Consider the following 20033-nt stretch of genomic DNA (forward strand, 5'->3'; position numbering starts at 1 on the left):
AACACTATTATAACTTAAAATTTTTAAGTACCTGAGCAACAAAAAGCTCTTGCTTTGGCAAGCGGCAGAGCCGAGCGGCAATAAGGGCAAGATCCTCAAGAAGGAAGGCGTCACCGAGAAGGGCTGCCTCTTCTTGCCCTTTCCCGGATGGAACCAAGGCTTTGATGGTGGCCAAGCTGCCGCTTCTCATGGAGGTGGGAGGACGGTGCGGTGGCTAGGCTCTACCCCGGCGAGGTAAAACAGCAGTGCGAAACGCAATCCGCGCCTGCGGACGGGGCAAAACAGCAGTGCGAAACGCAATCCGCGCCTGCGGACGGGGCAAAACACCGCCGCGAAATGCAATCCGCACCTGCGGACGGGGCAAGACACCGCCGCGAAACGCAATCCGCGCCTGCGGACGGGGCAAAACACCGCCGTGTAAACGCAATAAGGACGTTCAAGGGCTTAGTTGCGGATTTGAGGATAAAAATAATAAAAGGACTAATCTGTCTTGATTAGTCCTTTTGTTCGTCTTTAGAATTCTATATCTACGTCTTTTCGGTATCCACTCGATGTAAAGACGCAGAGAAGTTTATTATCTTCATTCGTAATCCTTACTTCTGCAAACGGCATACGATGATGGTTGACAAGTTCTTTAGCCTCTGCATATCCCCCCTTGACATACGCCCCCAGCATTTAAATGATTGGGCGTCACTTTCATTCTTACGCGGGCATATCCCTCCTTTAATTCAAGCAACTCTGCACCTACGAGAGCTGCAAATTTATCTTTTGCAAAGAAGCCTTTTAGTTTTTCCATTGTTTTATTTATATATAGTAGTGTGATTCAACGGTTGTGTAGAATCATTGTTGGCGAAGTTAGAAAGAAAAAGTGAGATAATTCTTTCTGTCCTGAAAATAGTATGATAAGATAGATGAGTGGCCATTTGGCTAGCCTAAAAGTTTTGATTAACATTGAGATTGTTTGATGGCTTTTCCGTAAATTTGCAGTATGAAGATAATCGTAGGGAAAGAAATAGAACAAGTATGTCCGCAGTTTGTGGGAGTATATGTCGAGGCACAGGTGGTTAACACTGCTTATTGCCAACCTCTTTGGGATGAAATCAATCAATTAGGTGAACACTTTCGAGTAACATTGACGACCGAACAACTGAAAGGTATAAGCGGCATTGCAGCCACTCGGAAAGTTTATAGAGCCTGCGGAAAGGATCCTTCGCGCTACCGTCCGGCTGCAGAAGCACTCGTTAGACGTTTATTACAGTCGAAAGAACTTTATCAAATCGATACGTTGGTCGACTTGATAAACCTTGCCAGCATGTCTTTCGGTTACAGTATAGGAGGCTTCGATGCCGATAAATTTGTAGGCGACACACTGCAATTAGGTGTCGGTCGCGAGGGCGAACCATACGAAGGAATAGGTCGCGGAATGATTAATATAGCCGGATTACCCGTTTATCGCGATGAAATAGGTGGAGTAGGTACACCCACCAGCGACCATGAACGGACGAAAATCAGCATTAATACATGTCACCTTGCCGTTATTATTAACGGTTATGATGGTGATGAGAAGCGTGTACAGGATAATGCCGAGTTCATTCAGAAACTACTGCGCAAGTATGCTGAGAGCGATGGTGGGAGTTACTTCCTTTTTCGTTAGGCTTTCGTCTTTTGAAATTTAGACATTCCGGTCTTGAATTTATCAAAACCATTTCCATATACTCCGATGACATTACTTTGTGAAACGAATGCCGATGGGTCTATCTCGTTGATGATATGGAAGATGACTCCCGACTCTCTTTTCTTGGCTAGGATAAATAACATCTTTACTTCATGACCGGAATAGAAGCCATGTGCATCTATGACTGTGGCACCACGACGGGGTGAAACATTGATACGGCTTGCTATCTCTTTGTATTTATCCGAGATAATAAAGAACTGTACGGAGCGTCGCATGCTATTGACAACTTGGTCAATACAAAATGCTGTCACCCAAAGAACCACGTAACCGTAAATCACTTGTTCGAAGTTGTGGAACACAAAATAGCTCGACGAGATGATGAAAATGTCACACATCATGATGACACGTCCCAAGGATATGTCTTTGTATTTATTGATGATGGTTGCAACAATATCTGTTCCGCCAGTGCTACCATTGAAAGAGAAGCTAAGACCAATACCACTTCCGCAGAAGATAGCTCCAATAATACTAGCCATGAAAGGCTGGTTTTCTAGCAAATGTACATGAACACAATTCCTAAAGAAAGCTGTTGAGACGGTCAAGACAAATACTGCATAGATAGTCTTCATACAAAATTTCAACCCTAATACGCGTAGTGCGATAGCTAATAAAATTGCATTTAGGGTGAAATAAGTATACTGTACTGGGATTCCAAGTCCCCAATAAAGAACAGAAGCAATACCGGGTACACCATTGGTTGTAATGTTGTTGGGGAGTAGGAAAATTGTCCATCCCATTACATAAGATACCATTCCGATTAGAATCATGAGATAGTCTTTAATCTCATTGGTAACAGCACGTCTGTCAGTTCTTAACATCATCATTTCAATATGCTATAAGTTGTTTATCTTGGCTAGTCAGTGTTTCATGCTATAAAGACGGTGCAAAGTTACACTATTTTTGATTTATCCACTCTTATGTGCCCCTTTTTTTTCTTCATTATCGGCTACTTTGTATTTTTATTGAAAATATATTGATTTACTGCAGAGGCTTGATAGTATTTCTGCCTTGTTGTTTCAGTTTTGCTGATTGGGCTTTTCAGAATTGTTGCCTCGGCTTTGCAGCGCATTAGTCGACGAATAGACCTGTTGGCAAGTAGACGAGTTTGGGGTGTGAAGTGCTGTGTTTTCCACTTCTATAGTTTATGAGTTTTGCTACCACTATAATTCATTTAAATTGTTTATCTTTGTAGCGACAACACAAATATGAAGTAATGAAGAAAATCGTAATAGGCATTGATGTAGGTATTAGTACTACAAAGATTGTTGGTGTTGATAGTAGTAGGATGGTTATCAACCCTTTTCGTATCAAAGCTACCGACCCTGTGACAAGTCTCTATGGAGCATTTGGTAAGTATCTCTACGATAATAAGATAGAACTAAACGACGTAGAACAAGTGATGCTCACCGGTGTTGGGGCAGCATATATCAACAGTCCTATTTACGGGTTGCCCACCAGTAAGAGTCAAGAGTTTATAGCCGATGGGTTGGGAGCGCGGTATGAGAGTAAGCTCGACCGCATGATAGTGGTGAGTATGGGTACAGGTACGAGTCTTGTTATGTGCGATGGCGATGATATTCGCCATATTGGCGGTATTGGTATTGGGGGGGGGACGCTTCAAGGGTTAAGTCGTATCATGCTGAAGACCGATGATATTAAGCAGGTGGCAAGCCTAGCTATGCAGGGTGATATTAGTAAAATCAATCTGTTGATAGGCGATATTAGCGCACGTCCACTTCCCGGCCTGCCTATGAATGCAACTGCATCGCTCTTCAGTAATGCCAAGGCTAATGCCAGTAGAGAAGATATTGCTATCGGACTTATTTGTATGGTACTACAGTCTATTGGTAGTGCCAGCATCCTTTCAAGCCTTGGTAGCGGTATCAAGGACTTTGTGATGATTGGCAACCTTACACTGTTGCCACAATGCAAAGAAGTGTATCCGGGGTTGGAGAAACTCTACGGAGTACATTTTAGGATTCCTAAGTACAGTGAGTTCTGTACAGCCATTGGCGCAGCACTTGATTATATGGATAAGAAGTAAGCTTTATGAGCAATGGAAAAATTATCATCGCCGGTATTGGTCCGGGTAGTAAAGACGATATAACCCCAGCTGTGCTTGATGCAGTTCATGTTTCCGATGTTATTGTAGGATACAAATACTATTTTCAGTTTATCGCTCCATATCTCCGAGAAGGTGTGTCGTGTATTGATACCGGAATGAAAAAAGAGCGCGAACGTGCTCGAATGGCTTTTGAGGAAGCCGAGAAAGGATTGACGGTTTGCGTGATTTCTAGTGGAGATGCCGGTATATATGGCATGGCTCCGCTTATTTTAGAAATGAAACGGGAGCGTAGTAGTAACGTAGAGGTGGTGTCGTGTCCGGGTGTGAGTGCCTTTCAGAAGGCAGCTTCCTTACTCGGTGCTCCTATGGGACATGACTTTTGTGTCATCTCGTTAAGCGACTTGATGACTCCATGGAATCTTATTGAGCGCCGAATCATTGCTGTGGCACAAGCTGATTTCGTTACAGCTGTATACAACCCTAAAAGTAATGGCCGTTATTGGCAGTTATATAGATTGATTGAACTGTTCCTAAAGAATGGCCGAAATGCTGATACACCGGTTGGATATGTGCGTCAAGCTGGTCGACCGGAGCAATCTGTACATCTGACAACGCTTGGTGAATTCAATCCTGAAAAGGTGGATATGTTCACTATTGTCATCATTGGCAACAGTCAAACCTATCAATGGGGAGAGAGCATGATAACCCCTCGTGGATATTATCAAGCCAATGAGGCATCTGAAGACAAACTTGGTAGGCAGATCATGATTAAAAGTTTCCAGACGATTGCTAGCGAACTTAAAGATAAGGATATACCACTTGACCATCAATGGGCATTGCTCCATGCCATCCATACCACTGCCGACTTTGATATGGAGGATATCCTTTATACCGATAAAGGAGCTGTAGAGACGCTTTATAATGGGATTGTAGATGGTCGGATTGATACGATTGTCACCGACGTGACGATGGTAAAGAGTGGCATTCGCAAAGGAGCTTTGGCTCGACTGGGCGTCAATGTACTGTGTTATTTGGACGATTCGCGTGTCAAGGAAATGGCAGAGAAAGAGGGAATAACCCGTACTCAGGCCGGTATTAGACTAGCTGTGGCCGAGCATCCGCATGCTCTTTTCGCATTTGGCAATGCACCTACGGCATTGATGGAACTTTGTTCGCTGATGCGTCATGGTAAAGCTCGGCCGTCGGGTATAGTTGCTGCCCCTGTTGGATTTGTACATGTGTGTGAGAGTAAGCACATGGTAAAGACCTTTCAAGAAGTCCCGAAACTGATAGTAGAGGGGCGAAAAGGCGGAAGTAATTTAGCTGCGACGCTTTGTAATGCTATTCTCTGCTTTGACGATGCTGCACAATTGCGACCGGGTAGAGATTTGTAGAACTTTTCAATTCATCTTATAAACGCATGAGATTCATCGTTATCGGACTTTCAGATTCGCCTAGTTTTGAGTTGCCGGTTGCTGCTTTACAAGCAATTGAAACCGCTAAAGTGTTCTCTGGGGGAAAGCGTCACCATGAGCTGGTACAACATTTGTTGCCCATGGATGCTATCTGGATAGATATTGTAGCCCCGATGACAATGGTCTTTGATGAGTATGAGAGCGTCAGCAATGAAATGCGGGTCGATGAGATAGTAGTGTTTGTTTCCAATGATCCCTTGTTTTATGGTTTTGCCAATACTATTAAGCGCTTGAAGCCTGATGCCGAAATACAGCTATATCCCTATTTTAATAGTCTACAAATGTTGGCTCATCGGCTCGTGATGCCTTATCATGACATGCGAATCGTGAGTTTGACCGGGCGCCCTTGGCATGAATTTGACCGTGCCTTGATAGAACGAAGTCTGAAAATGGGCGTGTTGACCGACCGGGAACATACACCGGCAGCGATTGCCACACGTATGTTGGAATATGGTTTTGACGGATATGTGATGTCGGTTGGGGAACATTTGGGACATCCCGATAAGGAACGAGTTCGTAGTTTTGCATTGGAAGACGCCGTAAGGCATGAGTTTGAATATCCTAATTGCCTGATACTTCATGCTGATGACGATGCTGTGCCACAGCGTGAATATGGTATTGAGGAACAACGTTTTGCCCTTTTGGATGGTCGAGTCAATATGATAACGAAGATGCCGATTCGGTTGTTGTCGCTCCAAGCACTACATCTACGTAGCCATCAGGTGTTTTGGGATATAGGGTTCTGTACAGGGAGTGTCAGCATTGAAGCCAAGTTGCAATTCCCGCATTTACATGTTGTGAGTTTCGAGATTCGCCCCAAATGTGAGAAAATATTGCAAGAAAATCAAAGGCGATTCCATTGTCCGGGCATTACGGCGGTGATGGGCGATTTCATGAAAGTGGATTTAGCCAATTTTCCTGCTCCCGATGCCGTGTTTATAGGTGGACATGGTGGACGCTTAAAGGAAATATTGAATCGTGTTTATCTGCTATTACCGGTTGGAGCACATGTTGTTATGAATAGCGTCACATCGCAAAGTTTCGATTTGTTCAATGAAGCTGCTACAGAGTTAAGGATGCATACCATATCTCCAATGCGACTCACAGTAGACAATCATAATCCAATTTATATTTTATCAGCAACGAAATGAAAATAGCTATCATCCCTATATCAGCTCAAGGTAGAGCCATTGCCGACAAGCTAAAAGTAGAGTTACAGGGCGAAATTATAGTACGTGAAAGCGTAGGACGAGTTTTTCATGACTTTGATGCCTTTGTGTTTATTGGTGCCATGGGTATTTGTGTGCGTACGATAGCTCCTTTTGTGGAAGATAAACATACAGATCCGGCTGTAATTTGTATTGACAGCATGGGCAATAATGTCATCAGTGTGTTGAGTGGACATGTGGGTGGTGCGAACAAACTGACCCATGAGATTGCTAGAATGCTTGGCACTATGCCGGTCGTAACTACGCAAAGCGATTATGAAGGACTTTGGCCGTTGGATACATTGGCTAGACAGTTTGGTTGGACAGCCTCCAAAACGGAACTTAATGACTGTATTTTTGCCTTTACGAACCATAAACCGACGGCCTTACTCTTGGAGGTGAAAGATAGAGGAACAGAGTATTTAGAGCGTACTTGTCCTGATTTTGTGGATATTTATTATTGTTCGGAAGATATTGATACCTCTCGCTATGCTCTCATTTTGTCGGTTAGTTACCGGCAACAGCCTGTTGTTACTGATAGTTTGACGCTAAATTATATACCTCGTTGTATACATGTGGGATTGGGTTTGGCTCATCAGGCACAACCAACAGAGCAAATTCTTGATGAAATTTGGTGTGCTTTGTTGCGTCACAATGTTTCTCGCGATGCTATTATAGACTTGAATACAATAGATGTAAAGGCCGATGAGCCAGTTGTTGCTGTATTGGAAGAAACGTATCCCTTTCATTTCTATACGGCTGAAGAGCTACAGAAGGTAGATGTTCCTAATGGGAGTAAAGTGGTAGCTAAACATGTAGGTACGCCCAGTGTGAGTGAGGCTTCGGCATTATTGGCTGCAAGTGGGGGGCAACTTGTTGTGGAAAAGCAGAAAGGTGAGAAGTGGACATTGGCGGTAGCAGTTGATGTGGCTTTTCAACGTGGTGCGCATATTGAGTTTGTAGGAGCAGGGCCGGGCGATCCTGATTTGATTTCTGTTCGGGGACGCAATCTCCTTGAAACGGCCGATTTGATACTCTATGCAGGTAGCTTGGTGCCCAAAGCAGTGGTAAGTTGCACTAAAGCGGGGGCGACGGTAAGAAGCAGTGCGGATTTAGACCTTGAAGAGCAGGTGGAATTGATGCAGGATTTCTACCAAAAAGGAAAGCAAATAGTACGTCTGCATACCGGAGACCCTTGTTTGTATGGTGCCATTCAGGAGCAAATGGCTTTGCTTGATAAGGCTCATATGAATTATCATATAACACCGGGAATTAGTGCTTTTCAAGCGGCGGCGGCAGAGTTGCGTTCTCAATTTACCATTCCGCAGAAGACACAGACGATCATTCTAACCCGTGGAGAGGGGAGAACCCCTATGCCTGAAAAAGAAAAGCTACACATGTTGGCTCACAGTCAAAGTACAATGTGCATCTATTTGAGTGCGACACTCGTAGATGAAGTGCAGAAAGAATTGTTAATGGAATATCCGGCTGAGACTCCTGTTGCAGCTTGTTATCGTTTGACATGGCCTGAACAGAAAATTTTTAGAGGTCAGTTGAAGGATTTGGCAAAGATAGTAAAGGACAATCGGCTGACACTTGATACATTGTTGGTAGTAGGAGAAGCCATTGGCAACAGGTCAGGATTGAGTGAATTATATTCTAGTCATTTCACCCATTTGTTCAGAAATGCAAAATCCTGAGTTGCGAGACAGAGACCAAGTGGTTGCCGGCAGTGTGCTTGTTTATGGCGGAACGACCGAAGGGAGGATTGCTGTGCAGGTGTTGGAAGAAGCCGGACGAACATTTTATTATTCTACAAGAACCGACTCGCAAGAGGTGACATTACACCATGGTACTAGATTGGTTGGTGCAATGACACATAAGGAGAAGATTACTTTTTGCGAAAATCATGATATTCGTCTCGTCATAGATGCTACGCATCCTTTTGCGGAACACATCCATGAGTCTATAGTGCGATTGGTTAGCGAATTGGAAATACCTTTAATACGCTTTGATAGAAAATCTATAAATCAAAGCTTAAATGTTTGTTGGATAGATAGTTATGCCTCTTTTGTACAAGAGATAAAATTGTTAGAGATGCAATCTCAGAAAACTGTTGTTTTGTCTCTTTGTGGAGTCTCTGCTGTCAAAGAACTTCATACTTTAGAGAGTGTGGCAAATGTGCATTATCGGATACTCAATACGCCTGCAAGCAAAGAAAAGGCTTTGGCTGATGGAGCTGATGAGAGCCATCTATATGATAGTCAGGAGGAACTGGAACCGCTCTTGGAACGGCTGCGTCCGGACATTATCGTTATCAAAGAAAGTGGAAGTTCTGGTGGATTCCAGCAAAAGGTAGAGGCGGCTTTACGTATAGGTTGTAAAGTATATGCTATTAAACGTCCCGATTATCATGCTGTGTTGTCTCGTTTTCGAATACTGAAGAGTTGTTATCAGATAGTGAATGGCCCCTACGGACTACGACGTGCAACCGAAAAACTCTTCCCCAATTTCTTTGAATTGAAGAGTGGGCTCACTACAGGAACATATGCGACGGTAGCCGCTATCGGTGCTTGTAGACGTTTATTGCAATTAGATGAAGCTCCCATTGCGAGTGTTAAAGTTGTCATTCCGAACGGTGAATCGCTCTCTGTACCTATATATGATGGTGAGGATGAAAGCGGAAAAGTTTATTGTATGTGTATAAAAGATAGCGGGGATGATCCTGATGTAACCAACGGATTGGAGGTTTGTGCCTACGTAGAGGTTGATGCTACTGCCAAAGGACAACCGGATGATATTGCAATAGATGGTGGAGTAGGGGTTGGCATAATTACCCTGCCGGGATTTGATACGCTGCCCGGTGAGCCAGCTATCAATAAAGTGCCACAACAGATGATTCGACAAAACCTGCGATTGTTGACTGATGAACCATTACGTGTGACGATTAGCGTACCTCGTGGGGAGGAAATTGCCGGTCGGACTTTTAATCCCAGACTTGGAATAAAGGGAGGAATAAGCATTGTAGGAGTGTCGGGGATTATCAAACCATTCTCAAAAGAGGGTTTTCTAAATTCTATTCGTAAGTGTATGCATGTTGCTAGAGCTACAGATTGTGACCATGTCGTCATCAATAGTGGGGCAAAGAGTGAGCGATATGTAAAGGATTTTTATCCACATTTGCCCTCACAAGTGTTTGTAGAATATGGAAATTTCATAGGGGATACAATTAAAATGGCTGCTGATGAGGGGTTCACTAAACTCTCATTGGGTATTATGCTGGGAAAAGCGGTGAAACTAGCGGCTGGTCATCTAGATACACATAGCAAGCATTCTACAATGGACAAGGCTTTTATTGCGTCGATGATGGTAGAAGCCCGTTGTGGAAAAGAGGTTTTAGAAGCACTTGACAAAATCAAATTGGCTAGAGAGTTATGGAAAATTATGCCTCAATCGGATGTGCAGAACTTTGTGAATGTAGTTCGCAGATATTGTTTATTATATTGTGAACCGTTAGCTCCGGACTGTGAGGTGGAACTCTTGTTAATAGACAATGATGGTCGAATTTGGTAGAATGGAGTCTTAGTACTTTCGTTGTCTAGAGAAAATGATGGAGGCAACGATGGGTGCACCGACTAAAGCTGTGACCGAATTGACAGGTAAAGCCCCTTCAATGCCGGGGAAACGTACCAAAAGATTACAGACAAGAGCCAGTAGACTACCTGTTAACATGGTTGCAGGCAGGAGTATACGGTGGTCGGATGTCTGGAAGATAGAGCGACAAAGGTGGGGGACGGCCAAACCTATGAACATGATAGGACCGCAATATGCCGTAATGATAGCAACGAGTACGCCACTCGCAATAATAACTAAAGTGCGGGCACGCCGTACATTCAGTCCTAAATTTCGTGCATAGTCATCACCCAGTAGAAGCAAATTGAGCGTCTTAACCATTAGCAATTGTAAAGGTAATAGAATACCCATGATACATACAAAGAGCCACATCTCGCCACCACTGACACGAGCAAAGCTGCCCAATCCCCATACTACGAATGCTTTGACGTCTTCTTCAGGCGAAAAGAACTTTAATACTCCAATGATGGCTGTAGCTAGATAACCAATCATGACACCTATGATGAGAAGTGTTACGCTGCCTTGTACCTTCTGAGATACGGCTACGATAAGTGCCATAACTGCCAATGATCCAATGATGGCAGCTGATGTCATGGCTACATCGCCAAAGAAACCAAGTCGGCTGAGAGCTACACCTCCGATGGAACCTGATAATAAGACAACGAAAGCAACGCCTAGACTGGCTCCGCTGGAGATGCCTAATACAGATGGACCAGCCAATGGATTGCGGAAAATAGTTTGCATCTGGAGACCGCTTACAGCCAATCCTGCACCGGCAACAAGTGCCACCATTGCCTGTGGAATACGTGATTTGAGAACGATGTTTCGGGAGATAATCCCTACATCTTGCCCATCTACTAAGAGGTGATAGACGTCATTGAAAGGAACATGCACTGAACCAATCATGACATTGAGAATCCAAAGCAGGATAATCAGTAGGAATATAAGGACAAATATGATGAGATGCTTGTTCAAATGAGCAGGGTTTTTATTTCAGAAGTTGATAATATTTGGGTTTGTAATCTTTGAGTAATTCGGGATGGAAGATGTGAATGAGATCTTTGAGCAGTATATCCGGCTCGACAGGACTACTTTCATAATAAGGAGATTGCTTCATGTTGCAATAGATGACATGTTTTTTCTGCCATGCTTTAAAATCCTTGTTACGTGGGTCGCTCTTTGCTAATGCGTCGTAAGAAAAGTGTCCTTTAAAACTGTTAAGAATACGCCAATAGTCGGCATTAGCCCCTTTAGCATACATTTCTTCGTATTCTAGTGGATAACCTCCGCTGTGTTTATCATGTTGTAGAATGTATTCTGCTCCTGCATCGTGAAAGAGTTGAGCAAGATGGTTGCGCCCTCCGACAGCAAACCAACGTCCGAAATGCATCTCACCACTCATTACGGTAGGACGGTTAGTAGTCCTTAAGGCTAATTTCTTGGCTTCTTCGTAACGCTGTACGATTGCGTTGAATAGCGAGTCGGCTTCTCTTTCCTTTCCTATAAATAGTCCAACAAATTTTAACCATTCTGCTTGACCGAGTGGAGTTTCCTCTTTATATCCTAAGTGTGGAATCAAGACGACACTGGTTTGTTTGATAGCGTCATATCCCCCACGCTTAAATGGAGAGATAAAGATGAGTTGTGGATCGGCTGCTATAATCTTTTCGTTGTCGAAATTGCCCTCGTGCCCAATTTTAACTATGTTACCAGCCTTTACAAGTTGTTTGACTTCTTGGTTGAATAGGTTCTTTGTACTTGTGATACCTGAAACCTTATCTAGTGCATGGAGAGCAATAAAATCGGCCAACTGTAGAGTTGTCATGGCAATACAGCGAGTGATAGGAACTTCAATACGGGTGTATCCGGCTGGAGTTTTTATCTCTGTTCCTCTTGGAATTAAGGCGAATTTGTAGTCTGTGGGCATTTCTTCAACACCTTTCATCGCCTTTATTGGCTTCACTTCAACGAGTTTTACGCCATTAGGGAGACTTTGTACGCTAAACCCTTGAGCGTAGTTGATATGAGTGGTATCGCTCGTTTCTGATTCAATGTTCTTATTGCTGATAGTTTGTTTATTACTTCCTTTGCAAGCAATAAATAATAAGGATGTAAATAACAAGACATATGTGGCATATTTGTTCATATTCATTGTATTCTTATATTATTCGCAAAATTAGCAAAAAAAATGATTTTAGGTATATGTAGACGTATATTTTGGGTAGTTGTATCTATATTGGAATGCGAAAGGAGATACTAAAAATGCCGCTTTTTTACATAAATTTATAGGTCAGATGCGCTTGTTATATGTTTTTTCTATACCTTTGCCAGCATGTCTAAATCTAATTATTAACTAATTAACAATCTATTATGCAAGAAACACTTCACAAAGTTTTATCGGGTGATTTCAATAAAACGAAATTCCTGATGTTTGCGATTACGATGCTTGTCACCGTAATCGTATGGAATCTTCCAACTTCTTTTTTCGGTATTGATGGACTTACTGTAGTTCAGCAACGCGTTATTGCTATCTTCGTCATGGCTGTCTTGCTGTGGATAACTGAGGCGATTCCCGCGTGGGCAACCTCCGTTTGTATTATCTTCGTGCTGCTCTTCTTTGTATCCAACAGTTCTTTTAAGTTTTTCCAAGGTGCAGAAGGGCAGTATGGACAGTTGCTTGACTCTGTGGGTATCATGGCTTGCTTTGCCGAACCAACAGTTATTCTGTTCTTAGGTGGTTTTGTTTTGGCTATCGCTACAACCAAGAGTGGTCTTGATGTGATGATGGCTAAGGCGATGATAAAGCCCTTCGGTAATAAATCAGAGAATGTTCTTTTGGGCTTTTTGCTTATTACCGGTATCTTCTCTATGTTTATTAGTAATACGGCTACAGCTGCTATGATGCTGACATTCTTGGCTCCTGTGTTTCGTGCATTGCCTCCTGAGGGAAAAGGGCGTATCGCTTTGACATTGGCAATCCCTATTGGTGCAAACATCGGTGGTATGGGTACACCTATTGGAACACCTCCAAATGTATTCGCAGTCAAATATCTGAATGACCCGGCAGGATTGAATATGGGGATTACTTTCGTCCAATGGATGATGATCATGATACCACTTGTTATTGTCTTATTGACTATTGCATGGTATCTTCTTACTAAATTGTTCCCCTTTAAGCAAAAGACTATCAATCTAGAAATCAATGGTAACATGAATCGTAATTGGCGTACGGTTGTTGTAGCTATTACATTTATTGCCACGATTTTGTTGTGGGTATTTGGCGATAAAGTCGGTATTAATGCTAACACTACAGCTATGTTACCAATTGCTGTGTTCGCTTTTACCGGTGTTTTGAGTGCTAAAGATTTACAAGATATTGACTGGGGCGTCATTTGGATGGTAGCTGGAGGATTTGCTCTAGGTATGGCTATGAATGGAACAGGCTTGGCTGAACAGGCTATAAAGAGTATTCCATTCGGCAATTGGAATCCGTTTGTTATTCTTATTGTGGCATGTTTGATTTGCTATGTGTTAAGTAACTTCATTAGTAATACTGCTACAGCGGCTCTATTACTTCCTATTCTTGCCGTAGTTTGTAAGGGTATGGGTGAAAATTTAGGTGCTATTGGTGGTACAGTAACCGTTCTTGTGGGTATCGCAGTCGCTGCTTCTGCTGCTATGTGCTTGCCTATTAGTACTCCTCCTAATGCTATAGCCTTCTCAACAGGGTTGGTTCGCCAAAACGATATGCTTAAAGTTGGTATCATGGTGGGTGCTATCACGCTTGTACTAGGTATTAGTGTCCTAATCGTATTTGGTAAATTAGGTATATTCTAGCAAGATATTAGATTAAAAAAATATTTCTATATCGTATTAGGGGCTAATTCTTTATTGAAGGATTAGCCCTTTTCTTTTGGGTAAAATAATTACTCTTTAAAATAAAAATACATAGTTCTCTAAACAACATTGGCTCTTTAACTGTAGTTTACATTCCTAAATAGAACATAATTATTTGATTTGGAAAGCATTATAGGATTAATTAATTGTTAAAATGATACTGAATTAACAATTCTTATTATTAAGAATCGAACTTCCTTTTTAATTTAATTTTATATTTGTATCAATCGAAGTAAAATAGAATTATACGGATACTATGTCGCAATCTATCATGAATAAAAACTCCATTTAGATTTGTGTATCATGTATTTGTATGGTATTAGAATATATTTATAAGATGTTAAGTCTGATTGCTATAGTATTCAAAGAGTATGAATACTGCATGAAGGGTAGATATTAGGTATTTTATCTATCTGGTTTTTAATTCAAATTGGGATATGGTTGGGATTTCGCCGTGAGGTGTAATCCCTTCTTTTTTATATAGTGGTTGGAAAATTATAAATTGTTTGAATCTTAAAAGAATATATATGACTTTGATATAAATATAGTATCTTTGTAGCAAACTATTATACTAAACAATCAATGAAAACATTTAAAACATTTTTTTTTGGGGGGTATTATATCTTGTTATGCCTTAAATGTAGCGGCAAAAGGCTATGTACAACAAGGTGATAAGTTTACCATTCAAGTAGAGAAACAGTCTTCGGAGAGTCCAAGACTAGTTCGTCTTCAAGTGATTAACGATAAGATTATCCGTGTAGAGTCTACAAGGGAAACTTCTTTCCCTGTGAAGAGTAGTCTTATCATCGTCCCACAATTGGTGACACCGAAGTATAGTGTGACAGAACAAGATAATACGTTAACAGTCACTACAAAGCAGTTGCAAGCAATTGTGGATAAGCAGACTGGCCGTGTACGCTTTTTAACTCGTGATGGTAAGCCTCTATTATCAGAATCAGAGTCGCAAGGCAAGACTTTTAAACCATTTGTAGTTCCACAACGTGAGATTGGAGTAGGAACACTTACCGATACTCAAAAGAATGGATGGACGTGGCGTGCTGTTTTTGATAGTCCTGCCGATGAGGCTTTCTATGGATTGGGGCAGCATCAATCTGAAGAGTTATCAATGAAAGGTAAGAATGAAGATTTATTTCAATACAATACGAAGATTAGTGTTCCTTTTGTGATAAGTAATAAGAATTATGGCCTATTATGGGATAGTTATTCTTATTGCCGATTTGGTAATCCAAATGATTATTTACAGTTGAGCAGTGCTTTTAAGCTGTATGATAAGAATGGAAAGGTCGGCTCGTTGACAGGAACTTACATTTCAAAGGATGGACATAAGTTGGAACGAACCGAAGACAGTATCTATTTTGAAAACTCAGAGACGATAGGTAATCTTCCTCAAGGATTTAAACTTAACGGTTCACATGTGACGTATGAAGGATTTGTAGAGGCTCCTGTTGACAACCTTTATCGCTTTATCCTTTATTATGCCGGTTATATCAAGGTGTTTATAGATGATAAGGAAGTGGTTCCGGAACGTTGGCGTACGGCTTGGAATCCCAATTCTTATAAGTTTACCTATCCCTTGAAGAAAGGTGTAAAGGCACGTTTACTGATAGATTGGTATCCGGATGGTGATGTTTCCTACTGTGGATTGCGAGCTGCTGTGCCACAAAGTGAGGCAGAACAAAATAAACTCAGCATTTGGAGTGAGATGAGTCGTGATATGGATTACTACTTTATTGCTGGACAAAATATGGATGATGTAATTTCCGGTTATCGTACATTGACCGGTAAAGCACAAGTATTTCCTAAGTGGACATTGGGCTTCTGGCAGAGTCGGGAGCGCTATAAGTCATCTAATGATATTGAAAGTACGCTTGCGGAATTTCGTAAACGTCATATTCCTATTGACAATATTGTACAAGATTGGAACTATTGGAAACTAGATAGTTGGGGAAGTCATGTCTTTGAACAGTCACGTTATCCCAATCCGCAAGCTATGCTCGATAGTGTACATGCTATGCATGGGCGTTTTATGATTTCTGTTTGGCCAAAGTTCTACTGCTCTGTAAAGAACTATAAGGAGCTGGATTCCAAAGGTTGGATGTATCATCAGGCTGTCAAAGATAGCATTTACGACTGGTTAGGTTTCATGGGTTCGTTCTATGACGCTTATGATGCGGATGCTCGTAAGATGTTTTGGCGTCAGATGGATGAGAACCTATACACTAAATATAAGTATGGTATAGATGCTTGGTGGATGGATGCGAGCGAACCAAACGTCCGTGACTGTACCCCGATGTGGTATCGTAAGGCTTTAAGTGGCCCTACTGCGCTAGGTTCAAGTACAGAGTTTTTCAATGCCTATAGTATTGTTAATGCCGATGCCATCTATAATGGGCAACGCTCGGTAAATCCTAATACTCGTGTATTCTTGCTTACTCGTAGTGGTTTTGCCGGCGAACAACGCTATGGAACAGCATCGTGGAGCGGTGATATTGGTACACGTTGGGAAGATATGCGTGCTCAGATGACGGCCGGTATGAACTATTCGCTGTGTGGATTGCCTTTTTGGGGCATGGATCAAGGAGGCTTCTGTGTAGAGAATCGCTATATGGCTGCTCAGCAACATTTTGATGCTACGGGTGAAGAGAATGCTGACTTGACGGAATGGCGTGAATTACAAACACGTTGGAATCAGTTTGGTTGTTTTATTCCATTGTATCGTACACACGGTCAATGGCCTTTGCGTGAGGTGTGGAACATAGCTCCTGAGTCTCATCCGGCTTACAAAACGATAGTTGCTTATGATAAGTTGCGTTACCGATTGATGCCTTATCTTTATAGCATGGCAGGTGCTGTACACTTCAAAGATTATACGATGATGCGTGCTTTGGTCATGGACTTTACCAGTGATGCAGCTGTTAATGACATTAAAGACCAATGGATGTTCGGTCCGGCATTGATGGCTTGTCCTGTCAGTGTGTACAAGGCACGTAGTCGTCAAGTATATTTGCCTAAGCAGACGGGTTGGTACGACCTTTATACAAATCAGTATTATCAGGGTGGTCAAACCATTACGGCGGATGCACCGTATGAGAAAATTCCTGTATTTGTACCACAGGGTGCTATCATTCCTTTCGGTCCTGAAATAGAATGGAGTGATGAGAAACAGCCCGACTTGATTACTTTGTATGTTTATGCCGGTAAGAATGGAGAGTTTACGCTGTACGAAGACGAAGGTGTGAACTATAACTATGAAAAGGGAAAATATACTACTATCGCAATTAATTACGATGATAGCAAGCATACTTTGACCATCGGTAATCGTCAAGGAGAGTTTGATGGCATGTTGAAGCAGCGCAAATTTAAAATAGTATTGCGTACTCCCGATCAGAAAGTGGCGGGGCTCAATGTAGAACAAGCGCAAGGTCGTGTCGTGACTTATAACGGTAAATGTATAACAGTAAAGTTATAATATGAAGAAAACTTTTGCTTTTTTATTCCTACTGATGGTCTGCCGACTATCAGTAGGCTATGCGCGTGAACGCCAACTGTTTACTGACAGTTGGCTATTTGCTTTAGCCGATTCTGTGGAGATGTCTCAACCTGATTACCAAGACAAGTTTTGGAGACCGCTCAATTTACCACACGATTGGGCTATAGAGGGCGATTTTCATGCCTCAAATCCGTCCGGAGCCAATGGTGGTGCTTTGCTGGGGGGCATTGGTTGGTATCGTAAATATTTTACATTACAAAATATAGAACGAGGAAAACGCTATTTTATCGAGTTCGATGGTGTTTATATGAACTCTACTGTTTATATAAATGGACATAAACTAGGTCAGCGCCCGTATGGATACATTGGATTTGAATACGATCTTACCCCGTACTTGGTTAAGGGAGACAATGTGATAGCTGTCAAGGTTGATAATTCCGATCAGCCCAACTCGCGTTGGTATTCGGGTTGTGGTATCTATCGTAATGTTTGGTTTACGAAGACAAGTTCTCTACACATTGCTCATTGGGGAGTACATGTACAAACGACTCCTAAAGGGAAAGTCGCAATAAATGTCTCATTGGTAGATGAAGACCATTTAGGACAGAAGCCCACAATTCGTAATACCATCTATAATGCTAATGGAAGTGTAGTTGCACGCCATGCAAGCGGAAGTTCTACGTGTCAAGAATCCCCGCTTGTGGTCTACGGATATTCCTTATATATATAAGGTGAAGACAGAAGTTATTATTGCAGGAAAGACGATAGATGAGGTAATCACCACTACCGGTTTTCGTGATTTCCGCTTTGATAGTAAGACCGGTTTTTGGCTGAATGGTAAGAATATGAAGATAAATGGTGTCTGCGAGCATCACGATTTTGGTTGTTTGGGCTCTGCTATCAATAACGATGCCATTGTACGAAAATTACATTTACTAAAAGAGATGGGCTGTAATGCTATTCGCTGTTCTCATAATCCACCTGCTCCTGAGCTACTTAACCTCTGCGATTCTTTAGGATTCATAGTGATGGATGAGAGTTTTGACATGTGGCGACAGAAAAAAACGGAGTTTGATTATGCTAGATTTTTTGATCAGTGGGCAAAACGTGATTTGACAGATTTAGTACTTCGTGACCGTAATCACCCCTCTATTCTCATGTGGAGTTTAGGAAATGAGGTGTTAGAGCAATGGAATCCTAAGAAGGGGGTAACAACTGGTGATGTCAATATATTGTTAAATGCAGCCCGTGACTCATCTGCTCTCCGACAAAATGGCAAGTCATTAAGCGACAATGCACGTTTGACGATTTGGCTAGCTGATATAGTTCGTAAGTTGGATACTACACGTCCCATAACAGCAGGTTGTAGTGAACCCTCTCCACAGAATCATCTTTTTAAGAGCGGAGCACTTGATCTCATTGGCTTTAATTATCATCATCAGAACATCAAAGATGTTCCGACCAATTTTCCCGGTAAGCCTTTTATCATGTCTGAATCGGTATCGGCTCTTCAAACTCGTGGTTACTACATGATGCCAAGTGACTCTGTGTATGTAGCTCCCACAGATTGGCGCCTGCCTTATACAGATCCTTCCTTCTCATGTAGTGCTTATGACAACATGCATGCACCATGGAGTAGTACGCATGAAACTACTTGGGATGTAGTGAAACATACTCCTTATGTGGGCGGCCAGTTTATATGGACCGGTTGGGATTACATTGGTGAACCCACTCCGTATAGTTTCCCGGCACGTAGCAGTCATTTTGGCATTATTGATTTGGCTGGTTTCCCGAAAGATATTTATTATATGTATCAGAGCGAATGGACTGGCAAGCCTGTTTTACATTTGTTCCCACATTGGAATTGGTTACCGGGGCAGGATATTGACATGTGGTGTTATTACAACCAAGCCGACGAGGTGGAACTTTTCGTCAATGGGAAGAGTGCCGGTGTTCGTAAGAAAGGAGAACACGATTACCATGTGATGTGGCGTGTAAAGTATGAGCCCGGTGCGGTGAAAGTGGTTGCTCGAAAGGGTGGAAAAGTTGTACGTGAGCAGGAAATACATACAGCCGGAGCACCAGCCCATCTACGTATGTCTGTTGATAAGCCAACTTTGAAGGCTGATGGAAAGAGTTTGGCATTTGTAACTATTGAGGTTGTGGATAAAGACGGAAACGTTTGTCCGAATGCCAACAATCAACTTTACTTCTCGATACAAGGGAATGCGAAGATAGTGGGAGTAGATAATGGCTGTTCATACTCTATGGAACGCTTTAAAGATAATAAACGAAAAGCATTTAATGGGCGTTGTCTAGTTGTGTTACAGGCAGGGAAAGAGGCCGGACAAATTCAATTGAGTGCACGTGGCGTTGGGATAAATGATGGAATAATAACCTTGCAGGCAAAATAATTCCTCACTCCTGATTCTTAATTGATAATTTGTTTACTTATCGGCGAGTAGACTTCAAAAAACTGTATGGGCTTTTCAAGTCTGCTGTTCGGGCT

12 protein-coding genes and 2 pseudogenes are annotated in these 20033 nt (G+C 42.1%); 9 read left to right on the top strand and 5 right to left on the bottom strand.

Annotated elements, in window-relative coordinates; translation table 11 throughout:
- Positions 1–7: 7 nt before the first annotated feature.
- A complete protein-coding gene (locus AC1EK4_RS03020; protein WP_156958405.1) occupies positions 8–175 on the bottom strand; it encodes a hypothetical protein in 168 nt (55 codons plus the stop codon).
- Positions 176–513: 338 nt separating this feature from the next.
- Positions 514–796, bottom strand: a pseudogene (locus tag AC1EK4_RS03025) (PaaI family thioesterase).
- A 192-nt stretch (positions 797–988) separates the two neighbouring features.
- Here AC1EK4_RS03025 and AC1EK4_RS03030 point away from each other — a divergent pair.
- Complete coding sequence (locus AC1EK4_RS03030; protein WP_480356955.1) at positions 989–1654, top strand: B3/B4 domain-containing protein; 666 nt, start codon at positions 989–991, stop codon at positions 1652–1654.
- Here AC1EK4_RS03030 and AC1EK4_RS03035 read toward each other — a convergent pair.
- Positions 1651–2553 carry a YitT family protein gene (locus AC1EK4_RS03035; RefSeq protein WP_036900011.1) on the bottom strand — a complete coding sequence of 301 codons (903 nt, stop codon included), beginning with the start codon at positions 2551–2553 and terminating at the stop codon, positions 1651–1653. The genes AC1EK4_RS03030 and AC1EK4_RS03035 overlap by 4 nt on opposite strands.
- A gap of 395 nt (positions 2554–2948) precedes the next feature.
- Between AC1EK4_RS03035 and coaW the strand changes: the two genes are divergently transcribed.
- Genes coaW through cbiD form a run of 5 tightly spaced genes read left to right on the top strand, consistent with a single transcriptional unit; the run spans position 2949 to position 10056 of the window.
- On the top strand, positions 2949–3779 hold the full coding sequence (gene coaW / locus AC1EK4_RS03040) for a type II pantothenate kinase (protein ID WP_036900001.1): 831 nt from the start codon (positions 2949–2951) through the stop codon (positions 3777–3779).
- Positions 3780–3784: 5 nt separating this feature from the next.
- On the top strand, positions 3785–5194 hold the full coding sequence (gene cobJ / locus AC1EK4_RS03045; RefSeq protein WP_480356956.1) for a precorrin-3B C(17)-methyltransferase: 1410 nt from the start codon (positions 3785–3787) through the stop codon (positions 5192–5194).
- Positions 5195–5220: 26 nt separating this feature from the next.
- Positions 5221–6426 carry a bifunctional cobalt-precorrin-7 (C(5))-methyltransferase/cobalt-precorrin-6B (C(15))-methyltransferase gene (locus AC1EK4_RS03050; protein ID WP_062434764.1) on the top strand — a complete coding sequence of 402 codons (1206 nt, stop codon included), beginning with the start codon at positions 5221–5223 and terminating at the stop codon, positions 6424–6426.
- Positions 6423–8183, top strand: a complete 1761-nt coding sequence (cobM, locus tag AC1EK4_RS03055) for a precorrin-4 C(11)-methyltransferase (RefSeq protein WP_480356957.1) — start codon at positions 6423–6425, stop codon at positions 8181–8183. The genes AC1EK4_RS03050 and cobM overlap by 4 nt, the downstream gene beginning before the upstream one ends.
- Positions 8170–10056, top strand: coding sequence for a cobalt-precorrin-5B (C(1))-methyltransferase CbiD (gene cbiD, locus AC1EK4_RS03060; RefSeq protein ID WP_480356958.1), 1887 nt, complete (start codon positions 8170–8172; stop codon positions 10054–10056). The genes cobM and cbiD overlap by 14 nt, the downstream gene beginning before the upstream one ends.
- Before the next feature lie 9 nt (positions 10057–10065).
- On the opposite strand, the gene AC1EK4_RS03065 is transcribed toward cbiD, so the two are convergent.
- Positions 10066–11091: a FecCD family ABC transporter permease gene (locus tag AC1EK4_RS03065; RefSeq protein ID WP_480356960.1), complete on the bottom strand. Its 1026-nt coding sequence runs from the start codon at positions 11089–11091 to the stop codon at positions 10066–10068.
- A 13-nt stretch (positions 11092–11104) separates the two neighbouring features.
- Positions 11105–12262, bottom strand: a complete 1158-nt coding sequence (locus AC1EK4_RS03070; RefSeq protein WP_480356996.1) for an ABC transporter substrate-binding protein — start codon at positions 12260–12262, stop codon at positions 11105–11107.
- 224 nt (positions 12263–12486) lie between these two features.
- On the opposite strand from AC1EK4_RS03070, the gene AC1EK4_RS03075 reads away from it, so the two are divergent.
- The 3 genes and pseudogenes from AC1EK4_RS03075 (at position 12487) to AC1EK4_RS03085 (ending at position 19938) form a co-directional block, all read left to right on the top strand.
- Complete coding sequence (locus AC1EK4_RS03075; protein WP_480356962.1) at positions 12487–13953, top strand: SLC13 family permease; 1467 nt, start codon at positions 12487–12489, stop codon at positions 13951–13953.
- 667 nt (positions 13954–14620) lie between these two features.
- Positions 14621–17503: a TIM-barrel domain-containing protein gene (locus tag AC1EK4_RS03080; protein WP_480356963.1), complete on the top strand. Its 2883-nt coding sequence runs from the start codon at positions 14621–14623 to the stop codon at positions 17501–17503.
- A 1-nt stretch (position 17504) separates the two neighbouring features.
- Positions 17505–19938: pseudogene (locus AC1EK4_RS03085) on the top strand (glycoside hydrolase family 2 TIM barrel-domain containing protein).
- The last annotated feature ends 95 nt before the right edge of the window (positions 19939–20033 follow it).

It is taken from the genome of Prevotella sp. C0026C3, from assembly GCF_056590795.1.